The following is an 18,341-nucleotide window of genomic DNA, read 5'->3' as shown; positions in this document are numbered from 1 at the left end:
CTACAATTTCTGCAGAGTTTTTTACAGGATGAAGCGGCTTAAGTCTTCGTCCTGCGACAGTTCACCGACATGTTCATTCACGTAGTCGGCATCAACAACCAGTTTCTCGCCACTGTGGTCAGTAGCATGGAAGGAAATTTCTTCCATTAAACGCTCCAGCACCGTATGTAAGCGACGCGCACCAATATTTTCTGTGGTTTCGTTTACATGGAAGGCCACTTCAGCAATGCGCTGAATACCGTCCTCAGTAAAGTTCACCTCAACGCCTTCAGTGTTCAGCAGAGCATGATACTGAGTGGTCAGCGACGCGCTTGGCTCAGTCAGAATGCGAACAAAGTCACCACTGGTCAGTGCTTCCAGCTCAACCCGAATAGGCAAACGCCCCTGTAATTCAGGAATAAGGTCTGAAGGCTTGCTCATCTGGAATGCACCAGAGGCAATAAACAGAATATGATCGGTTTTTATCATACCGTGCTTGGTATTCACCGTGGTACCTTCAACCAAAGGCAGTAAGTCACGCTGCACACCTTCGCGGGAAACATCTGGTCCGCTGGTATCACCACGCTTACAAATCTTGTCAATTTCATCTAAAAAGACAATGCCGTTCTGCTCAACCGACTCAATAGCGGCTTCTTTAACGTCATCAGGATTCAGCAGCTTCGCCGCTTCCTCATCAACCAACTGTTTGTAAGCGTCTTTAATGCGCATTTTGCGCGCCTTGGTCTTATCGCTGCCCATGTTCTGGAACATGTTCTGCAATTGCGACGTCATTTCCTCCATACCCGGCGGCGCCATAATTTCAACACCCATTTGCGGCATGGCTAAATCAATTTCTATTTCTTTGTCGTCCAGCTGGCCTTCACGTAATTTCTTACGGAATACCTGACGAGTACCACGTTGGTCATCGTTTTCCGGTGTCTCTTCCTGTTGCTGAGCCCAACCAGAAGAAGACTTCTTCGCCGGTGGCAGTAGTACATCCAGAATACGCTCTTCCGCCGCTTCTTCAGCGCGGTAACGTACCTTTTGCATCATTTCTTCGCGCGTTTGTTTCACAGCAACGTCGGTTAAATCCTTAATAATGGATTCAATTTCTTTACCCACGTAACCCACTTCTGTGAACTTAGTCGCTTCCACTTTAATGAAAGGCGCTTTCGCTAATTTCGCCAGCCGACGGGCAATTTCCGTTTTACCCACACCGGTAGGACCTATCATTAAGATATTCTTAGGTGTGACTTCCTGACGCAGCTCGTCATCCAGCTGCATCCGGCGCCAGCGATTACGCAGAGCAACGGCAACAGCGCGTTTGGCTTTATCCTGACCAATAATATGTCGGTTTAATTCGTCTACAATTTCTCTTGGGGTCATCTCAGACATCTTATTTTTTCCCCTGCTTCGTTTTGTCTTCAGCAATAGACTCTTCTTCTTCAATGGTCTGGTTGCCGTTGGTATACACGCAAATATCGCCTGCAATGGTTAGTGCTTTTTGCACAATGTCGCGGGCATTTAAGTCAGTATTTTCCAGCAAAGCTCTTGCTGCCGACTGCGCAAACGGCCCACCGGAGCCAATTGCAATTAGATCATTCTCCGGCTGCACAACATCGCCATTACCGGTAATAATTAATGACGTTTCTTTGTCAGCAACCGCAAGCAATGCTTCCAGCCGGCGCAGCGCCCGGTCGGTACGCCAGTCTTTTGCCAGCTCCACAGCCGCACGCATCAGGTTCCCCTGATGTTGCTCAAGTTTGGACTCAAAACGTTCGAATAAGGTGAAAGCGTCAGCGGTTCCGCCGGCAAAACCAGCCAGCACTTTATCGTGGTAGAGACGACGCACTTTGCGCGCATTGCCTTTCATTACGGTATTACCCAGAGAAACCTGGCCATCACCGCCAATAACAACTTTATCGCCGCGGCGAACAGATACGATAGTAGTCAAATCAAGACCCTCTTTTTTGTCTTAGTGACGTCGATGACAAGTATTTGAGGGTCTATATCGTATTTTTCAATGGTAAATGTCGACTAATCGATATTCCAGTTCCAGATTGCGCAGCCAAACACCTGATTACGCTGCAATTTATGGCGATCACGTTCGGCATCGCGTTTGGTTTCATAAGGACCCAGAATAACCCGGTACCAAAGCCCGTTACTGCCTTCAGTCGAGCGCACCTGAGATTCCAGCCCCGCCATCGCAATTTGTGCACGTAACCTTTCAGCGTCCTTCTGCTGACGGAAAGAGCCGCATTGCATGAGTTTCGGTGGACCCACTTCGCGTTCCGGCACATCCACTTCCACTTCTTTACTTCTTAGCTCTTCAATGTAACGCCAGCGCTCAGCCGATTTCTCCGGCAATAAGTCCGCCGGCGGCGGTTGCACCTGCGGTTGTTCAACCTGTTCAGACTTACCGCTAATTTGCACCAGCATATAGGTAAAGAAAGCAATGAGACCAATGGCAACAGCGACCACAAACCAGGGCACCGGTTTTCGCTCAGCAACCGGTTTTGCCCCGCGTTGCTGTTTTTTATTGGTTCCTTTTTTCTTAGCCGGCTTACGTTTTGGCGATTTTGGCTTACGATTCGCGTAATCCATAGTGCGTTACATCTTCTCCAGGGTTGGAATACCCAGTAATTCCAGGCCTTGTTTCAGTACGTTGGCGGTTAACATCGACAACTTCAGACGGCTGTTACGAAGGGCTTCGTCTTCCTGATTCAAAATTGGGCAGGCTTCGTAAAAACTAGAGAAGCGACCGGCCAAATCAAACAGGAAACCGCATAAGAAATGCGGCATAGCTTTATCCTGAACCTGATGCAGTACTTCGTTAAAACGGACCAACTGATTCGCCAGCGCCAGCTCGCGTTCGTCATTTAGAATAATATCAGCGTTACGGTCAAAGGCGGTGTCACCCAAACGATCGAAAATACTGTTCACGCGGGTGAAAGCATAAAGCAGGTAAGGTGCCGTGTTGCCTTCAAAAGTCAGCATGTGGTTCCAGTCGAAAACGTAGTCGCTGGTGCGATTTTTCGATAAGTCTGCGTATTTAACCGAGCTAATACCCACTACTTCGGCAACTCGTTTTTGCTGCTCTTCGCTAAGGTCAGTAGTTTTTTGCTGCAATAATTCCAGCGCACGGCGTTCGGCTTCATCCAGCAAATCAGCCAGCTTGGTCACACCGCCGTCACGACTTTTATAAGGTTTGCCGTCTTTACCCATCACGGTACCAAAACCGTAATGGTTCAGCTGTATATCGCCTTCCACAAAACCGGCTTTGCGCGCCAGCGTGAATATTTGGTCGAAATGCAGCGACTGACGGGCATCCACAAAGTACATCAAATGGTCGCCACCCAGTTCCTTCTGACGGTATTCAATGGCGGCTAAGTCGGTAGTGGCATAAAGATACCCCCCGCCTTTTTTCTGCACAATAATTGGCAGCGGCTCGCCTTCTTTGCCTTTGTATTCTTCAAGGAACACGCACTGCGCGCCCTGATCTTCAGTCAACAGGCCTTTCTCACGCAGGTGCTCAATAACGCCCGGTAATTTATCGTTGTAGGCACTTTCTGCCATCACGTCGTCACGAGTCAGTTTAACGCCCAGACGGTCGTATACGTCCTGACAATGGCTCAGTGACACATCAATAAACTGATTCCACAGCTTCAGGCAATATTCGTCGCCCGACTGCAGTTTCACCACCAATTGGCGCGCGCGGTCAGCAAATTCTTCGCTGTCGTCAAAACGCTGCTTGGCCGCTTTATAAAAGGTTTCCAGGTTGCTCAGTTCGTATTCTGCCGACTGATTATCCAGTGCTTCCATGTAAGCTAACAGCATACCGAACTGCGTACCCCAGTCGCCCACGTGGTTCTGACGAATCACTTTGTGTCCTAAAAACTCACACACACGGGACACCGCATCGCCAATAATGGCTGAACGTAAATGGCCGACGTGCATTTCTTTGGCCAGGTTAGGCGACGAGTAGTCAATAACAATGGTTTTGCTCTCTTCTGCCACATCCACGTTCAGGCTGTCGCTGTTAAGCATTGCGGTTAGCTGGTCTTTCAGTTGGTCCTGCGAAATGGTGAAGTTAATAAAGCCGGGACCCGCAATATCCATTTTTGACAGTAAAGAGTTTTCCGGAACCGCAGCAACAATGGCTTCTGCCAACTGACGCGGGTTCGATTTCGCCGGCTTTGCCAGCATTAATGCCAGGTTTGTCGCAAAGTCACCGTGCGACTTATCGCGGGGTCGGTCCAACTGAATGTTTACTGAATGATCCGCCGGAATTGTGCCTTGTGCTTTAAGTTGACCAATGGCTTCGGCCAGTAACTGTTCAAGTTGTTCTTTCATTAATGCGACTACCTGTATGAAAAATCGAAGAGGAAATTCAAAGCGCTTAGTTTAATCGCTACGCTCGATAAAAAAAACCGCTTAGTTGTTAATCAGCTGAAGTCTTGTGGATCAATGTCCAGTGACCAGCGCACTTTTTTCAATAACGGCAAAGCGTTAATCTGCGGCAACAAGTGTTCAATAAGCTGAAAACGCAATTTACGCGACTGACAATGTAACAGTAATTGATAGCGGTAACGACCAGCTTTACGCTCCATTAAAGCTGGCATCGGCCCCAGTAAAAACGCACCTTCCACCTGCGGCATTAGCTGCTGAATTTGGGTCATGGCCTGTACCACCGAGTCTCTGTCGGTTGCTTCGCCACGGAACAGCGCCAAATAAGAGAACGGCGGCAGCTCGCTTTGCTGGCGTTCGGCTAAAGCCGTCAACGCGAAATGTGAATAACCGTTATTGAGCAGATCCTGAATTAAGTCGTGTTCCGGATGGTGGGTTTGCAGTACCACCTTGCCGGCTTTGTGCTCCCGCCCGGCGCGCCCCGCCACCTGAGTATAAAGCTGTCCTAAACGCTCCGCAGCCCGGAAATCCGCACTGTAAAGCGCACCATCAACATCCAGCAGCGCCACCAAGGTCACATGCGGAAAGTGATGGCCTTTAGCCAACATCTGCGTGCCGACCAGCAAAGGGTACTCGTTATTTGTAGCTTTTTGCAGGTAGTCGTCTAACTGGCCTTTACGGCGGGTGGAGTCCCGGTCAATGCGCAGCACTCCACGACCCGGAAACATCTCCTTCAGGCTGTGCTCTAACTGCTCGGTACCCACGCCATGCGAAATTAAGTGCGTGGAGCCGCAGGAACCGCACTGCTTAGGTATTCGCTGCTGACTACCGCAATGATGACACTGCAACTGGTGATGAGCTTTATGTACTGTGTAATAAGCATCACAACGATGACACTGCGCCAGCCAGCCACATTCATGACACATTAACGCCGGTGCAAAGCCGCGGCGATTAAGAAACAGCAATACCTGATTACCGCGTTCAATTTCTACCTGAATTTGTTCCTGCAACGCTTTGGAAACACCGGCTTTAATGGGCTGCTGCTTCAGGTCAATAAGCTCGTGTTTAACCATTTGCGCACCACCAGCTCGCTGCCCCAACTTAAGCCAGTGAAAACGCTTGCTGACCGCGTTATTCAAAGTTTCCAGCGAGGCCGTTGCACTACCCAGTACCAGCGGAATATTCAGTAAAGACGCCCGTTTAATGGCAATATCCCGAGCGTGGTAGCGAAAGCCGTCCTGTTGCTTGTAAGACAAGTCATGTTCTTCATCGACCACGATAAGTCCGAGCTTCTGGCAGGGTGTGAACACCGCCGAACGGGTACCGATAATGATTGCCGCATGTCCGTGCTTCGCGTCCAGCCAGGTATTCAAACGTTCTCTGTCACTCATACCGGAGTGCAGCATGACCACCGGCGCGTCAAAACGCTCTTTAAAGCGCTGTAAAGTCTGTGGAGTCAGGCCTATTTCCGGTACCAGCACCAACACCTGCTCACCACGTTCCAGTACCGGTTCCATGGCTTGCAAATACACTTCGGTTTTGCCACTACCAGTAACCCCTTCCAGCAACAACGTACTGTGCTTCTGCTGTTGGTTAATGGTCGAAACCGCCGCTGCCTGCTCGGTATTTAGTGCATGCCCCTGCTCTTTTAGCACCGATGACTGCTTTTGCCAGCCCTGATTCTTAGTCGGTGCCTGCTCGCGCACTTCAATCCAGCCTTTATCCTGTAAGGTACGAAGCACGGCTGAGGTGACGCCTATATCGGTCAAGTCGCTGCGCCTGAGCGGCTGATGTTTAAGCGCCGCCAGCACCTGCTGCTGTCTTGCAGCCCCTTTTAAATCATTAATGGACTGCGCCCGGCCTAAGTCGGTCAACGCATAAAAAGTTTCGGTCAGATATTCCGGCGCATCGCCTTTGCGCAACAGAACCGGCAGGCTATTAGCGGCTACATCCCCCAATGAATGATGGTAGTAGTCGGAAGACCAGCGCACCAGCTGCCAGATATCATCCGGCCACAGTCGCTGCTCATCGAGAACCGAAGCAACCGACTTCAGTTCAAATGTTGGCGGTTCGTCACTGGCTTCGGCAACCACGTAACCCACTAGCTGACGCTGGCCAAAAGGCACGCGCACGCGGACTCCCTGCGGCAGTGGCTCGGCACTTTTGCACAGATAATCATAGGTTTGTCGAAGAGGTAGCGGCAGTGCGACTTTATAACGTCGTTCGCTACCGGTGCTGGCTTGCTTCATGGCTCTATTCTGGAACGCTACCGCGCAGAATACAAGGCAGCAGATTCTACTTGATCACAGGCTCAGGATCACATAAAATGCGCGGCTCTTAATTCATTGATGTTTTTTTGCGCATGGTGTTCGGCTTTGGATCGAATGGCGATGCGGCCCATAACTGAGGTAACCCCATGAAACAAGGTATTCATCCTAAGTACGAGACTTTAAAAGTCAGCTGTTCTTGCGGTCACACGTTCGAAACACGTTCAACCCGCTCAGAAGATCTTCACCTGGACGTATGTTCAGAGTGCCACCCGTTCTACACTGGTAAGCAACGTGTAATGGACACTGGTGGTCGTGTTGATAAATTTAAGAAGCGTTTTGGTGCTCTGGGCAAGAAAGACTCCTAAGAAAACCTATGGAAAACGCTGCTTAATAGCAGATTTTAAGAGAAAGGCGCTAAACAGCGCCTTTTTTTGTGCCCGCTTGCCTAAACCTCCTATTGTTAAAGAAAAGTTAACTGGTGTACTTTTGAACACTCATTAAATTTAGTTCTCGTCATTCGGCATAAAGACGGAGGTAAGATTTGTTTCTTAGCATAAAAGCGATAGACTGACTGGCATTCTGATAACCAGACTCAGGTATCACCGCATGACAGATTTTCGCCAACAGGCACTGGATTACCACGAATACCCGACCCCGGGTAAAATTTCGGTTGAACTCACCACTCCCGCAGAAACCAGCAAAGATTTAGCTTTGGCCTACAGCCCGGGCGTCGCAGAGCCGGTTAGGGAAATTGCTCAGGACCCGGACGCGGCTTACCGTTATACGGCCAAAGGCAATATGGTTGCGGTTATTACTAACGGAACCGCCATTCTTGGCTTAGGAAACCTGGGACCGCTGGCATCAAAACCGGTTATGGAAGGTAAAGCTCTGCTGTTTAAACGTTTCGCCGGACTGGACTCTATTGATATTGAAGTGAACCACCGCACCACGCAGGACTTTATCAACACCGTTGCTAACATTGCCGATACCTTTGGTGGTATTAACTTAGAAGACATTAAAGCCCCTGAGTGCTTTGAAATTGAACAAGCCTTAATAGAGCGCTGCAATGTACCGGTATTCCATGATGATCAGCACGGTACTGCCATTGTGACGGCCGCCGGTATGCTGAATGCGTTAGAAATTCAGGGTAAAAACCTGGCAGAATCTCGCATTGTTTGCCTTGGTGCCGGTGCTGCCGCCATTGCCTGTATGGAGCTTTTAATTAAATGTGGCGCACAACGCGAGCACATTTATATGCTCGACTCAAAAGGCGTTATTCACACCCGCCGGGACGACTTGAACGAATACAAGCAACTGTTCGCCAACAACACCGATAAGCGTACGCTAAAAGATGTTATCGACGGCGCGGATATTTTCGTTGGGGTTTCAGGGCCTAACTTACTCAGCGCAGAAGAGCTAAAACTTATGGCACCTAACCCGGTTCTGTTTGCCTGCTCTAACCCAGACCCGGAGATTAAGCCGGAAACCGCTATGGCCGCACGTGATGACCTGATTATGGGCACCGGACGCTCAGACTACCCGAACCAGGTGAACAACGTTTTATGCTTCCCGTTTATGTTCCGCGGTGCATTAGATGTGCGTGCTACTGCGATTAACGACGAAATGAAAGTTGCAGCAGTGGAAGCTATTCGTCAGTTGGCGAAAGAGCCAGTGCCGGAGTCGGTATTGAAAGCAGCCGGTGTCAAAGAATTAACCTTCGGCCGTGATTATATTATTCCTAAGCCAATTGACCCGCGCTTGTGTCCACGCGTATCGCGCGCCGTTGCAGAGGCTGCTGTGAAATCCGGCGCAGCCAAAATCGATTTACCAAAAAATTATATGCAGGATTAATCACGTAGCCTGATATTTATGTCAGGTGAGATGCCATTCCTGACGTGAACGTCAGGCTACGGCCACACGCACTGTTTAATCGTCCAACTCTTCATCGGTTGGAATAGGTAATCCCCGGGCTTCCAGCTCTTCGCGCACAGCTTTGGGGATTTTATTCGGGTTGGATTTTTGCAAGTCTTCATCTTCCGGCAGCGGCTGACCGGTAAAAGCGTGTAAAAACGCCTCACACAATAGTTCGCTGTTGGTAGCATGGCGCAGATTATTAATTTGGCGACGGGTTCGTTCATCGGTCAGTACTTTTAACACGCGCGTGGGTATTGAGACCGTAACTTTTTTCACCTGCTGACTCTTACGACCGTGTTCAGCATAAGGGTAAATATATTCGCCGTTCCATTTCATTGTTATTGTCCCGCTATATAACAAAACCACATAAGTTATAATGAATTGTACCCGAATGAACGACCCCGTCAAATTTTATCCGTCTAGATGGCTAAAAGTTGCTGACATTTGCCTGACAATATTTTAGCCTTAGTAGCAGTTACCTAATTCAAGCGAGTAGTTAAGGAAGGCGGAATGACAACAACTCAGCTCACAGAAGAGCAAAAGCAAGCCGTTGCCGACAGCGTTCAGGTGCATAAGTTTGGCGGCAGCAGTCTTGCTGATGCGTTCTGCTATCGCCGCGTTGCCCGAATTGTAACCGAGTATGCTGGTGCCAGCGACTTAGTCGTCGTTTCCGCAGCCGGAGATACAACCAACCGCATTCTTGCCATTATTAATTCTAAGGCGCAGCCAGGCGACACCGCCAGCATTCTGCTCGATCAGTTGGAGAGTTTTCAGCAAGGGCTGATCACCGAGTTATTAAGTGGCGACTTACAAAAACAGTTGCTACTACAATCGCAAAAAGACTTTACTCGCTGGCGTCGTTGGTTAGCCGGCGACGAAGCCATTAGCCATAACGCCGAGTTACTGTCGTACGGCGAGCTCTGGTCTGCCCGCTTGTTATCAGCTTTACTGCAAAAACAGGGCACCCGCGCCGACCACATTGATGCCCGCGACTTTTTACTCGCTGCAGATGCCCCTGAACCCGTTATTCAGGTAGAACATTCTCGTGAAAAACTATTACAAAGAGTAGCTCCTCACTCGGGCACCCGCTTTATTGTTACCGGCTTTATTGCCCGCGGTTTAAATGGCGAAAGTTTAACGTTGGGCCGTAACGGCAGTGACTATTCAGCAACCTTAGTAGGCAGTCTGCTGGATACACGTCAGGTTACTATCTGGAAAGACGTAGCCGGCGTTTATTCGGCAGACCCGCGCAAAGTTGAGCGCGTAGTCAGTTTACCAACATTAGACTGGACCGAGGCTGAAGAACTGGCGCGCCTTGGCAGCCCAGTTCTGCACCCAAGAACCTTTCAGCCGGTCGACCGTCAGCGTATGGTCATTTCCGTTCGCTCCAGCCTGAAAGTAGAAAATCAGCAAACGCGTATTGGTCAGTTCCAGAATACCCAACCTCGTGGAAAAGTCTTCACTTCACTGTCTGAAGTGGTGCTGTTTAAGGTTGAGCTGCACGATAAAGCCTTAGTAAAACGTCTGGATGAACTGGAACTAGAGCCACTGGTCAGCTGGACCGAGCCGGAAAATCATCAGCAGTATCTGGTGTTTCATCAAAACCACTTAGACTACCTGTCCGGCTGGTTGGACAGTCTGGGCGCCGGTGACGCCATTACTCAAATTCGCGGCTATTCCATGCTGGCCATTGTCGGTAACCGCATTCAGGAAACCGACCAGTTCTCGACCTTTAAACTGCAGCTTTCTGAGCAAAAAGTGCGTCGTTTTGCCCTGACACAAAACGGTGACTCTGCTGTCGCTATTCTGGAGCAAAAGCTTGATAACCGTTTACTCAACCGCCTGCATAGCCAATTGTTTAACTACCGTCGCAGCCTGGGCGTGCTGGTCATTGGTCGTGGCAACATTGGTACGGCCTGGCTGGAACTGTTCCGGCAGCAGCGTGACCGTATTAATCAGGTGATGGACGTGCGGGTTATGGGCATAGCCAACTCAAGGCGTTTATGGCTGGATTACAATGGCGTCGAACTCACCCAGTGGGCAGAAGACTTCGACCGTCTGGCACGACCTTATGTACTCACGGAACTGTTACGCGAGCTACCCAATGCGCCATACGATGAGCTGGTGGTGATTGATTTAACCGACGCCAAACAAGTCGCTCAGCTGTACCCCAGCTTGTTCGCAAACGGCCTGCACATTATTAGTGCCAACAAACGCGCGGGCTCCGCCGACGAGGCACTGTACCGTGAAATTCGTACCATTCAGCACGAGTACAAGCGTGAATGGCTGTACAACACCACAGTTGGTGCCGGACTGCCACTGAACTACGCCATTAACGACTTGCGTAATTCCGGCGACGAAATTCGCAGCATTTCCGGTATTTTCTCAGGCACCATGTCCTGGCTGTTCGAGAACTTTACCAAAGGTGTGACTTTCAGTTCACTGGTGAAAGAAGCCAAAGAGCGAGGTTACAGCGAACCTGATCCTCGTGAAGATTTATCCTGTCAGGACTTAGTCCGTAAATTATTGATTCTGGCACGCGAAATTGGGTTAAAACTGGACTGGCAGGACATTGAAGTAAAAAGTTTGGTGCCGGAGCACTTACGTGACTTACCACTTAGCGAATTTATGCAGCGCTTGTCGGAACTTGATGAGCCCATGACAGCCATGCTGGACGAAGCTGCTAAAGACGGCAAAGTGCCGAGACTGCTGGCTAGTTTTACCGTCAGCGACGAACAAAGAGTTACTGCTCAGGTTGGTATTGAGTACATTCCGGAAGGCGACATGCTGGCCAACTTAATACCCGGTGAAAACATCTTCGTTATCTACACCGACTGGTATTCAGAAATGCCATTAGTTATTAGCGGACCTGGTGCGGGTAAACACGTTACTGCTGGCGGCGTGCAGTCGGATCTGAATCAGTTACTGAGTAAACTGGCAGTGGGAGCTTAATGCTCCCACTAATTTGTTATTGCACAGCTTTTACCTGACTAGAATAAGTCGTCATCATCTTCTTGAAAGATATCGCCATTAGACTGACCGTTATCGCGACTGTACTCAGTGGGTTCGGTACCACGTATAAAGTATTCAAACCGCGTGGTGTAGTCACTTTTGTGCGATAACTTGCCGCTTTCTAAGTCAATACGGACATTCACCACACCCGGCGGAATACCAAAATCGCGTGACGGAAACAGCGGTAGCGCCTTCTCCATAAACAGGATCCAGCCCGGCAACGCAGTTTTCGCACCCGCTTCACCGCCAGTTATTGCCTGCTGACTGGAGTCGACTTCAGGGTGCTTCGACGTGCGTCCTAATTTACGGGAAACATCATCAAACCCAACCCAGACAGTTGTCGCAAGGTCCGATGTAAAACCTGAGAACCATGTATCACGAACATCGTTGGTGGTACCGGTTTTACCGGCAATGTTGCGACCAACAGCTTCAGTAATGGGTTTAGAACGCTGAATACGCCAGGACGTACCGTTCCAGCCTGTGCCATTTGCCCAGCTGCCGCCGCCCCAGACTGCTGAGTTCATTGCCTGCTCAACCAGGAACGCATTTTGTTCGCTAATCACCTGCGGAGCCGGGTTGTCACAGTCGAAACAAGCGCGCACCGGGTCGGTTTTTTCAATCACATTACCATCAGCGTCTTCAATACGTTTGATAAAGTAGGGCTCTATCAGAAACCCACCGTTTGAGAAGGCTGCGTATGCACGAGCTACCTGCATGGGTGTCATTGAAAGAGAGCCAAGAGAAAGCGATTCGTTCTCGGGAATTTTTGAGCGGTCCAGACCAAATTTGGCCAAGTGATCCGCCACTTTTTTAACTCCCAGTTCGCGAATTAAGCGCACCGAGACCACGTTCTTTGACTTAGCCAAAGCTTTACGCAAACGGATAGGGCCTTCATAGACTTCCGGCGAGTTTTTAGGTCGCCAGGCTACACCGGAACCCGGGTTCCATTGGTTAATGGGCGCATCATTCACCAAGGTAGCCAGAGTTAAGCCCTCTTCAAATGCAGCTGAGTAAATCAAAGGTTTAATGTTTGAGCCGACCTGACGCTCCGCCTGCAAAGCACGGTTGTACTGGCTCAGCTGGAAACTGTATCCACCGACAACAGCGGCAACGGCACCATCGTCGGGTTGTAAAGAGACAATAGCGGAACTGGGTTCGGGAATTTGCGCCAGTCGCCATTCGCTGCCGTCATTTACCCGACGCAACCAAATAACATGACCCGGCTGCATAATGTCAGCTGCGGTTTCCGGAGGCGGGCCCTGACGTTCCTCGTTTAAGTACTCGCGAGCCCAGTGCATAGCTTCCCATGGCAGGGTGAGTTTACCCTCTCCCTTCACTAATACGTCAGCCGACTGCTCTTCGACTGCAGTCACAACCGCCGGCGTTACCGCACCAATAACACGCAGTTGCTCCAGGTACTTGCGTATGGCTGGTTCTTTAACCGGCTCTTCATTCTTCTCTGCTGACCACAATAAACTAACAGGACCGCGATAACCGTGTCGCTCATCATAGCTGTGCAGGTTATCCCATATAGCCTGGCGCGCAGCCAACTGTACGTCGCTTCTAATGGTTGTGTACACCTGATAACCTTCGTTATAGGCTTTATCTTCACCATAGCGATCAACCATTTCCTGACGCACCATTTCTGCCAGGTAAGGCGCGTGCACTGTCACCTCAGCGCCATGGCGTCGAGCTGTGACAGGAGCATTTGCGGCTTCTTCAAATTCAGCACGAGTAATTTTCTTCTCGTCCAGCATGCGCAGTAAGACAACGCGTCGACGAGCTTTAGAGGCAGTAGGGTTTGAAATAGGGTTCAGGTTAGACGGTGCTTTAGGCAAACCGGCAATGGTTGCCATTTGCGCCAGCGTCAGTTCGTTTAACGGCTTACCGTAGTACACCTGCGCGGCTGCACCGACACCGTGGGCACGATGACCAAAGGTAATTTTATTCAAATAAAGTTCAAGAATTTCGTCTTTACTCAACAACTGTTCAATGTGGACAGCGATAAAAGACTCTTTCACCTTACGCATCCAGGCACGGTCAAAGCTTAAGAAGAAGTTTCGCGCCAGCTGCATGGTAATGGTACTGGCACCTTCCTGAATTTCACCGGTGGTGAGCAACACGCTAAAAGCCCTGGCAACACCTATTGGATCAACCCCAAAGTGCTGATAAAAACGGCTGTCTTCGGTAGCGAGAAAAGCATCAATAAGCGGCTGAGGTACATCTTCCAGTTTTACCGGAATTCGGCGCTTTTCGCCAAACTGCGAGATCAGTTCACCGTCAGCGCTAAACACCTGCATGGGTGTTTGCAAGCGCACGTCCCGCAAGGTTTCCACACTGGGTAACTCGGGCTTAACGTATAAGTAAAGGCTGCCAACCGTTACCCCGCCAAGAATAATACACACCAGCAAGGTGTAGATTAGCCGCTTAAACCACTTCAATTATCTGCTCCATGACTTCATTTTTACTACGTCAGAACTTACGCCAGAACTTACTACAGAAACACGCCAAAGTGTTGAAACCGAAATCACCGACATAAATTAGCTCATAACTCTTACTGACTATTATGGAGGATTTTTGTTCACAACACTACGCTTGCATCTGGCTTTTCTACAATAAGGATATTGTCTAATGTCATTACTTCGGCAACAACCACTTGCTGTGCAAATTAATCGTGAAAATTGTCTGGTTTTACAATTGTCCCGCCGGGGTCGGCATTTTGTTGTCGAACACTTTTCTCAGCAGCACCATAGCAGCTTAACCGGCAAGGGCTTAAAACCAGACAGTATTGTCTCGGCACTGGACTACAGCGCAACCCACTATCAGAAAATTCCGTTAGACAATAACCTGCAGGTTGAAGAGCAATTACTGGAAAAATTACCGCCCCAGCTAAAACGCAATACCGGTATAAGCTACGACTACTGCACCCATAACCACGGGCAAGAAGCAGAAGCGGTTATTGGCCAGCGTTCAGCACTGGAGGAATTGCTGGTCTTACTGGCCCCACTGAAAATGCCGGTGCAAGTGGTTGAACCCGTTTATCAGTCAGTAGTACGGGCAGCTAATGCGGTTTTGCCTTACCTTTGGCCTGACAATACCAAGTTCGAGACTAACATGGCGTGGGTAGTCGTTGAGCTACGTCAGCAACAATCCATTTTGCTTTATTGTAAAAACGGCGTCTTTCAGCGGCTGGACTCTGTCGACACCAACAATTTAGTGAGTTTTTTGCTTAAGGCTCAGCTTTCTCATCAATTCAGCTGGGTAATGAGTTTTGGCGATAAAGCCATTCAGTCGCAACTTGAACGGCAACTTTCTAATCAGCAACAACTGAAGCATCTGGCGCTTTCTACGGCCCCCTTTTTCCAGAACAACGTTGCCCCCATTATTTCAGTCCTGGATAACGAGCTAGTACTGCTGGGTTTAGCTTTGCGGGGGTTCAGTCAATGGCATCGCTAAACCTGTTGCAGTGGCGGGAACAAAGCCTATGGCTGCGCTACCGCGGGCTGCATTGTCTGGGTATTCTCCTGCTGCTTATTGTCAGCATTTTATCTGTGCAATGGGTCACGTCTTCTCAAAGTTACCTGAGCAACTTAAAGCATCAACTGGCGGAGCAAAAGCTGGCTCTGAAAGAGCAGAGCGTTCAGCAGCAACGCTGGGAGCAATACCAAAATCAGCAACAGTTGCAAAAAACCTTTACCCAACGAAAGCATACTAGCCACGACATGCTCAACGCATTTTACGCTCTGCTTGAGCGAACACAGCACCAACTCCGGCAGCGCGAGTTTTCCCTTAGCCAGTCTCAAATGAAACTCACCGCCATCTACCGGCAGATACAGCAGGTTAATGAACAGTATTTATGGCTGGAACAGCAGTTAGTAGAACCCGGATTAAAGCAGCAGCTACTGCCTCAGCAAGGTGTGGTGTTCGCCTACACCAGTGCTCAGAAAAACGCGAACAGCGGAGCTCAACCTAATGGCTGAATCACTTAAAAAACCACTGCGGTTATGGATCGCCGTGGTTCTGCTTTTCACCGCAGGGGCTATTGGCGTCAGTTACTTTCTTACCGGCTATCAGGCGAGCCAGCTAAATGGGCAGCTTAGGACGCAACAGAAACAGCTGCAGCAGACCGTTCCTGAGGTTCCCGAACAAACCGGGCCAGTTTTGAAGGAGCACCCAGAAACGGAAGTCTCCACTTTATTAACGCAGGCGGCAAGGCAGCATAATGTTGACCTTTATTATCAACAAAGCCCGGAAAACGCAAAGCAGTGGCTGGTTGGTGTTAACGGAACTTATCAGAACGCGTTGCGATTGGTCGCCTCTGTCATGCAGGCGCAGCAGGAAATGCGACAACCGTTTCCATTTACGCAAACACTAAAGTGGCGGGACGCCGGGGAAAACAACGGCAAATTAAGCTGGCAATTTCTCTGGTTATCAGCTGACAGCCCCGCACCCTCAGAACTTAGCGCTCACTCGTTGTTTAAATCAGACTTTCCGGACGTTATCGCAGAGCCTATCGAGTGTTTGGGCAAACCTGAAATAAAAAGCGACACTCGCATTAGTGACTGGTCGTTGGTGCAGTTAATTGCCACTCAAACCTCTCCGGTAAAAAAAGCCCTGTTGAAAATACCAAATCAACCACTGCTGACACTTGCGGAAAGTAGCTGGATAGCTGATCCGCTCATGCAGCTGCAAGGCGTTAACGGCGAGTACGCCGAATTTCAGCTTTGGGAAAAGCAAGCGGGATGCTGGTCAGCAAAGCCGTTGAAACTCCATTTAACTAAGGACAATTCCTCACAATGATACCAACACGACTCTCCTTTTATGTCTTTTTACTGCTGGGTATTCTGAGTTTGCAGCCCGTGTCGCCAGTCTATGCAGCCGACAAGAACTGGCAAAGCCTGCTAAGCGAACAGCAGCGCTTACAACCGGTATCACTCAACACCCGCAAAATGCCGCTGCGCGAACTCATACAATTATTAGCGGATCAGCATCAACTGAACATATTGATGACCGACAAGGTGAAAGGCGAGTCCAGCCTGAAACTGAATGGTGTCGCATGGCAGGACGCATTTGCGACGTTAATTGAGAGCCATGACCTCGCTATTCGTCTGCAGGGCTCTATGCTGCGCATTGATGTTGCCGGCCAACAAACCACAGATAGCAGCGAGTATCGCTCTATTTTACTCAGCGTTAACTTTGCAAAAGCCAGCGACTTAGCCAAGCTGTTAAAAAACGAGCAGCAGAGTTTTCTGTCACCAAACGGCGCGGTAAGCGTCGATGAACGTACCAATACACTTATAGTAAGGGACACATCAGAGCAACTGGACTCCATACGTCAGTTAGTTAATGACTTAGATGTGCCGGTTAAACAGGTGCTTATTGAAGCCCGCATGGTCACTGTAAAAGCTAATGTCAGTAAAGAGCTGGGCATTCGCTGGGGCGTTTCCGAATACGGTCTGGCAATACCGGAAGACGCAGGCAGTTTTGTAAAAGGCATGCAGGTAGACTTGCCTACCGCCGCACCCGCCGGCACTTTTTCTGCTAATTTAGCGCGGCTGAGTGACGATATTCTGCTGGATCTTGAACTGACCGCGCTGGAGCAGGAGAACAAAGCGGAAATTATTACCAGTCCGAAAATTTTCACGTCGAACCAACAACCCGCCTACATAGAGCAGGGCACCGAAATACCTTATGTAGAAACCGCCGCACATGGTGCTACTGCCGTGCAATTTAAAAAAGCGGTTATGGGCTTAAGTGTTACACCGCAAATTACCCCCAATAACCATGTTTTAATGGAGCTAACCATTACTCAGAACACCCGTGGCGATACCGTTGCCACCCCAACCGGCCCCGCTGTTGCTATCGACACTCAGGAAATGTCGACACGGGTGCTGGCAAAAAATGGCGAAACTATCGTTCTGGGCGGAATCTTTCAGGAACATAACTTGAATGATGACAGTCGCGTCCCCATTTTAGGGTCGCTGCCGTTAATCGGGAAATTGTTCTCTCATCAGCAGCAACGCGATGAAAAGCGGGAACTTATGATTTTTGTAACACCAACGATATTGCCACAAAGTTAGTCCAAAAGCCGATTACTATTGCTAAAGTGGGCTCAAGTTGCGATAATCGCGCTTCTTTTCGTTGGGTTGGGGGACGTCTCCAGACACTCCGGATTCGTGAGTTACAGCTAATTTTAACCAATGATGTAAGCAGGAATATGGCTGAGAAACGTAATATTTTTCTTGTTGGGCCCATGGGGGCTGGCAAAAGTACGATTGGCCGTCAAATCGCCAGACAATTACATTTAGAGTTCTACGACTCAGATTCTGAAATTGAGCGCCGCACGGGTGCCGAAATCAGTTGGGTGTTCGAGCTTGAAGGTGAAGAAGGCTTTCGTGCACGCGAAGAAAAAGTGATCGAAGAGCTTACCGAAAACATGGGCATCGTCTTAGCGACAGGTGGCGGCTCGGTCATGAGCAAAGAAAGCCGTAACCGTTTATCGGCACGGGGTGTGGTGGTGTATTTAAAGACCCCTATCGAGAAGCAGTTGGCTCGTACCCAGCGTGACAAACGCCGGCCTTTAATTGCCGAAGCTGACGACCCGCGTAAAGTGCTAGAAGAACTGGCACAAGAACGCGATCCTTTGTACGAAGAAATTGCCGACATTACGGTGCAAACCGATGAGCAAAGTGCAAAGTTTGTGGTCAACGACATTATCGAACAGCTTGAGTCCATTAACGGTCTTGGGTAAGTAACAGG

At 49.5% G+C, this 18,341-nt stretch carries 15 protein-coding genes; 8 read left to right on the top strand and 7 right to left on the bottom strand.

The window, feature by feature from the left end:
* Nucleotides 1-21 precede the first annotated feature (21 nt).
* From hslU to priA, 5 genes are all read right to left on the bottom strand, one after another.
* Nucleotides 22-1,374 (bottom strand): ATP-dependent protease ATPase subunit HslU, encoded by a 1,353-nt coding sequence (hslU, locus tag ACN0RF_RS10105; protein WP_417438903.1) that lies wholly within the window; start codon nt 1,372-1,374, stop codon nt 22-24.
* A 1-nt stretch (nt 1,375) separates the two neighbouring features.
* Nucleotides 1,376-1,933, bottom strand: coding sequence for an ATP-dependent protease subunit HslV (gene hslV / locus ACN0RF_RS10100; RefSeq protein ID WP_011235683.1), 558 nt, complete (start codon nt 1,931-1,933; stop codon nt 1,376-1,378).
* A gap of 83 nt (nt 1,934-2,016) precedes the next feature.
* Nucleotides 2,017-2,583 carry an SPOR domain-containing protein gene (locus ACN0RF_RS10095; protein ID WP_417438902.1) on the bottom strand — a complete coding sequence of 189 codons (567 nt, stop codon included), beginning with the start codon at nt 2,581-2,583 and terminating at the stop codon, nt 2,017-2,019.
* A 6-nt stretch (nt 2,584-2,589) separates the two neighbouring features.
* Nucleotides 2,590-4,332, bottom strand: coding sequence for an arginine--tRNA ligase (argS, locus tag ACN0RF_RS10090; RefSeq protein WP_417438901.1), 1,743 nt, complete (start codon nt 4,330-4,332; stop codon nt 2,590-2,592).
* A 92-nt stretch (nt 4,333-4,424) separates the two neighbouring features.
* Entirely contained in the window at nt 4,425-6,635 is a 2,211-nt protein-coding gene (gene priA / locus ACN0RF_RS10085; RefSeq protein ID WP_417438900.1) for a primosomal protein N', read from the bottom strand.
* A 167-nt stretch (nt 6,636-6,802) separates the two neighbouring features.
* Here priA and rpmE point away from each other — a divergent pair, with 167 nt between their 5' ends.
* Together rpmE and ACN0RF_RS10075 are read left to right on the top strand one after the other, a co-directional pair.
* On the top strand, nt 6,803-7,021 hold the full coding sequence (rpmE, locus tag ACN0RF_RS10080; RefSeq protein WP_011235687.1) for a 50S ribosomal protein L31: 219 nt from the start codon (nt 6,803-6,805) through the stop codon (nt 7,019-7,021).
* A gap of 241 nt (nt 7,022-7,262) precedes the next feature.
* Entirely contained in the window at nt 7,263-8,507 is a 1,245-nt protein-coding gene (locus ACN0RF_RS10075) for a malic enzyme-like NAD(P)-binding protein (RefSeq protein ID WP_417438899.1), read from the top strand.
* A 75-nt stretch (nt 8,508-8,582) separates the two neighbouring features.
* Here the strand turns inward: ACN0RF_RS10075 and metJ are convergent, their stop codons facing one another.
* Nucleotides 8,583-8,906 (bottom strand): met regulon transcriptional regulator MetJ, encoded by a 324-nt coding sequence (gene metJ / locus ACN0RF_RS10070; RefSeq protein WP_011235689.1) that lies wholly within the window; start codon nt 8,904-8,906, stop codon nt 8,583-8,585.
* Between the two features lie 174 nt (nt 8,907-9,080).
* On the opposite strand from metJ, the gene ACN0RF_RS10065 reads away from it, so the two are divergent.
* The gene (locus ACN0RF_RS10065; protein ID WP_417438898.1) at nt 9,081-11,522 is read left to right on the top strand and encodes a bifunctional aspartate kinase/homoserine dehydrogenase II; all 2,442 of its coding nucleotides are present in this window, start codon (nt 9,081-9,083) and stop codon (nt 11,520-11,522) included.
* A 38-nt stretch (nt 11,523-11,560) separates the two neighbouring features.
* Here ACN0RF_RS10065 and ACN0RF_RS10060 read toward each other — a convergent pair whose 3' ends face one another.
* Nucleotides 11,561-14,023 carry a penicillin-binding protein 1A gene (locus ACN0RF_RS10060; RefSeq protein ID WP_417438897.1) on the bottom strand — a complete coding sequence of 821 codons (2,463 nt, stop codon included), beginning with the start codon at nt 14,021-14,023 and terminating at the stop codon, nt 11,561-11,563.
* A 190-nt stretch (nt 14,024-14,213) separates the two neighbouring features.
* On the opposite strand from ACN0RF_RS10060, the gene ACN0RF_RS10055 reads away from it, so the two are divergent.
* The 5 genes from ACN0RF_RS10055 (at nt 14,214) to aroK (ending at nt 18,333) form a co-directional block, all read left to right on the top strand.
* Nucleotides 14,214-15,038, top strand: coding sequence for a hypothetical protein (locus ACN0RF_RS10055; protein WP_417438896.1), 825 nt, complete (start codon nt 14,214-14,216; stop codon nt 15,036-15,038).
* Nucleotides 15,026-15,562: a hypothetical protein gene (locus ACN0RF_RS10050; RefSeq protein ID WP_417438895.1), complete on the top strand. Its 537-nt coding sequence runs from the start codon at nt 15,026-15,028 to the stop codon at nt 15,560-15,562. The genes ACN0RF_RS10055 and ACN0RF_RS10050 overlap by 13 nt, the downstream gene beginning before the upstream one ends.
* Nucleotides 15,555-16,382, top strand: a complete 828-nt coding sequence (locus tag ACN0RF_RS10045) for a hypothetical protein (protein ID WP_417438894.1) — start codon at nt 15,555-15,557, stop codon at nt 16,380-16,382. Before ACN0RF_RS10050 ends, ACN0RF_RS10045 begins: the two co-directional genes overlap by 8 nt.
* Nucleotides 16,379-17,662 carry a type IV pilus secretin PilQ gene (locus tag ACN0RF_RS10040; RefSeq protein WP_417438893.1) on the top strand — a complete coding sequence of 428 codons (1,284 nt, stop codon included), beginning with the start codon at nt 16,379-16,381 and terminating at the stop codon, nt 17,660-17,662. Before ACN0RF_RS10045 ends, ACN0RF_RS10040 begins: the two co-directional genes overlap by 4 nt.
* 137 nt (nt 17,663-17,799) lie before the next feature.
* Nucleotides 17,800-18,333, top strand: coding sequence for a shikimate kinase AroK (gene aroK / locus ACN0RF_RS10035; RefSeq protein ID WP_273024927.1), 534 nt, complete (start codon nt 17,800-17,802; stop codon nt 18,331-18,333).
* Nucleotides 18,334-18,341: the final 8 nt, after the last annotated feature.

Source organism: Idiomarina sp. (assembly GCF_048260185.1).
GTDB lineage: Bacteria > Pseudomonadota > Gammaproteobacteria > Enterobacterales > Alteromonadaceae > Idiomarina.
This window is presented reverse-complemented; position numbering and strand designations above follow the sequence as displayed.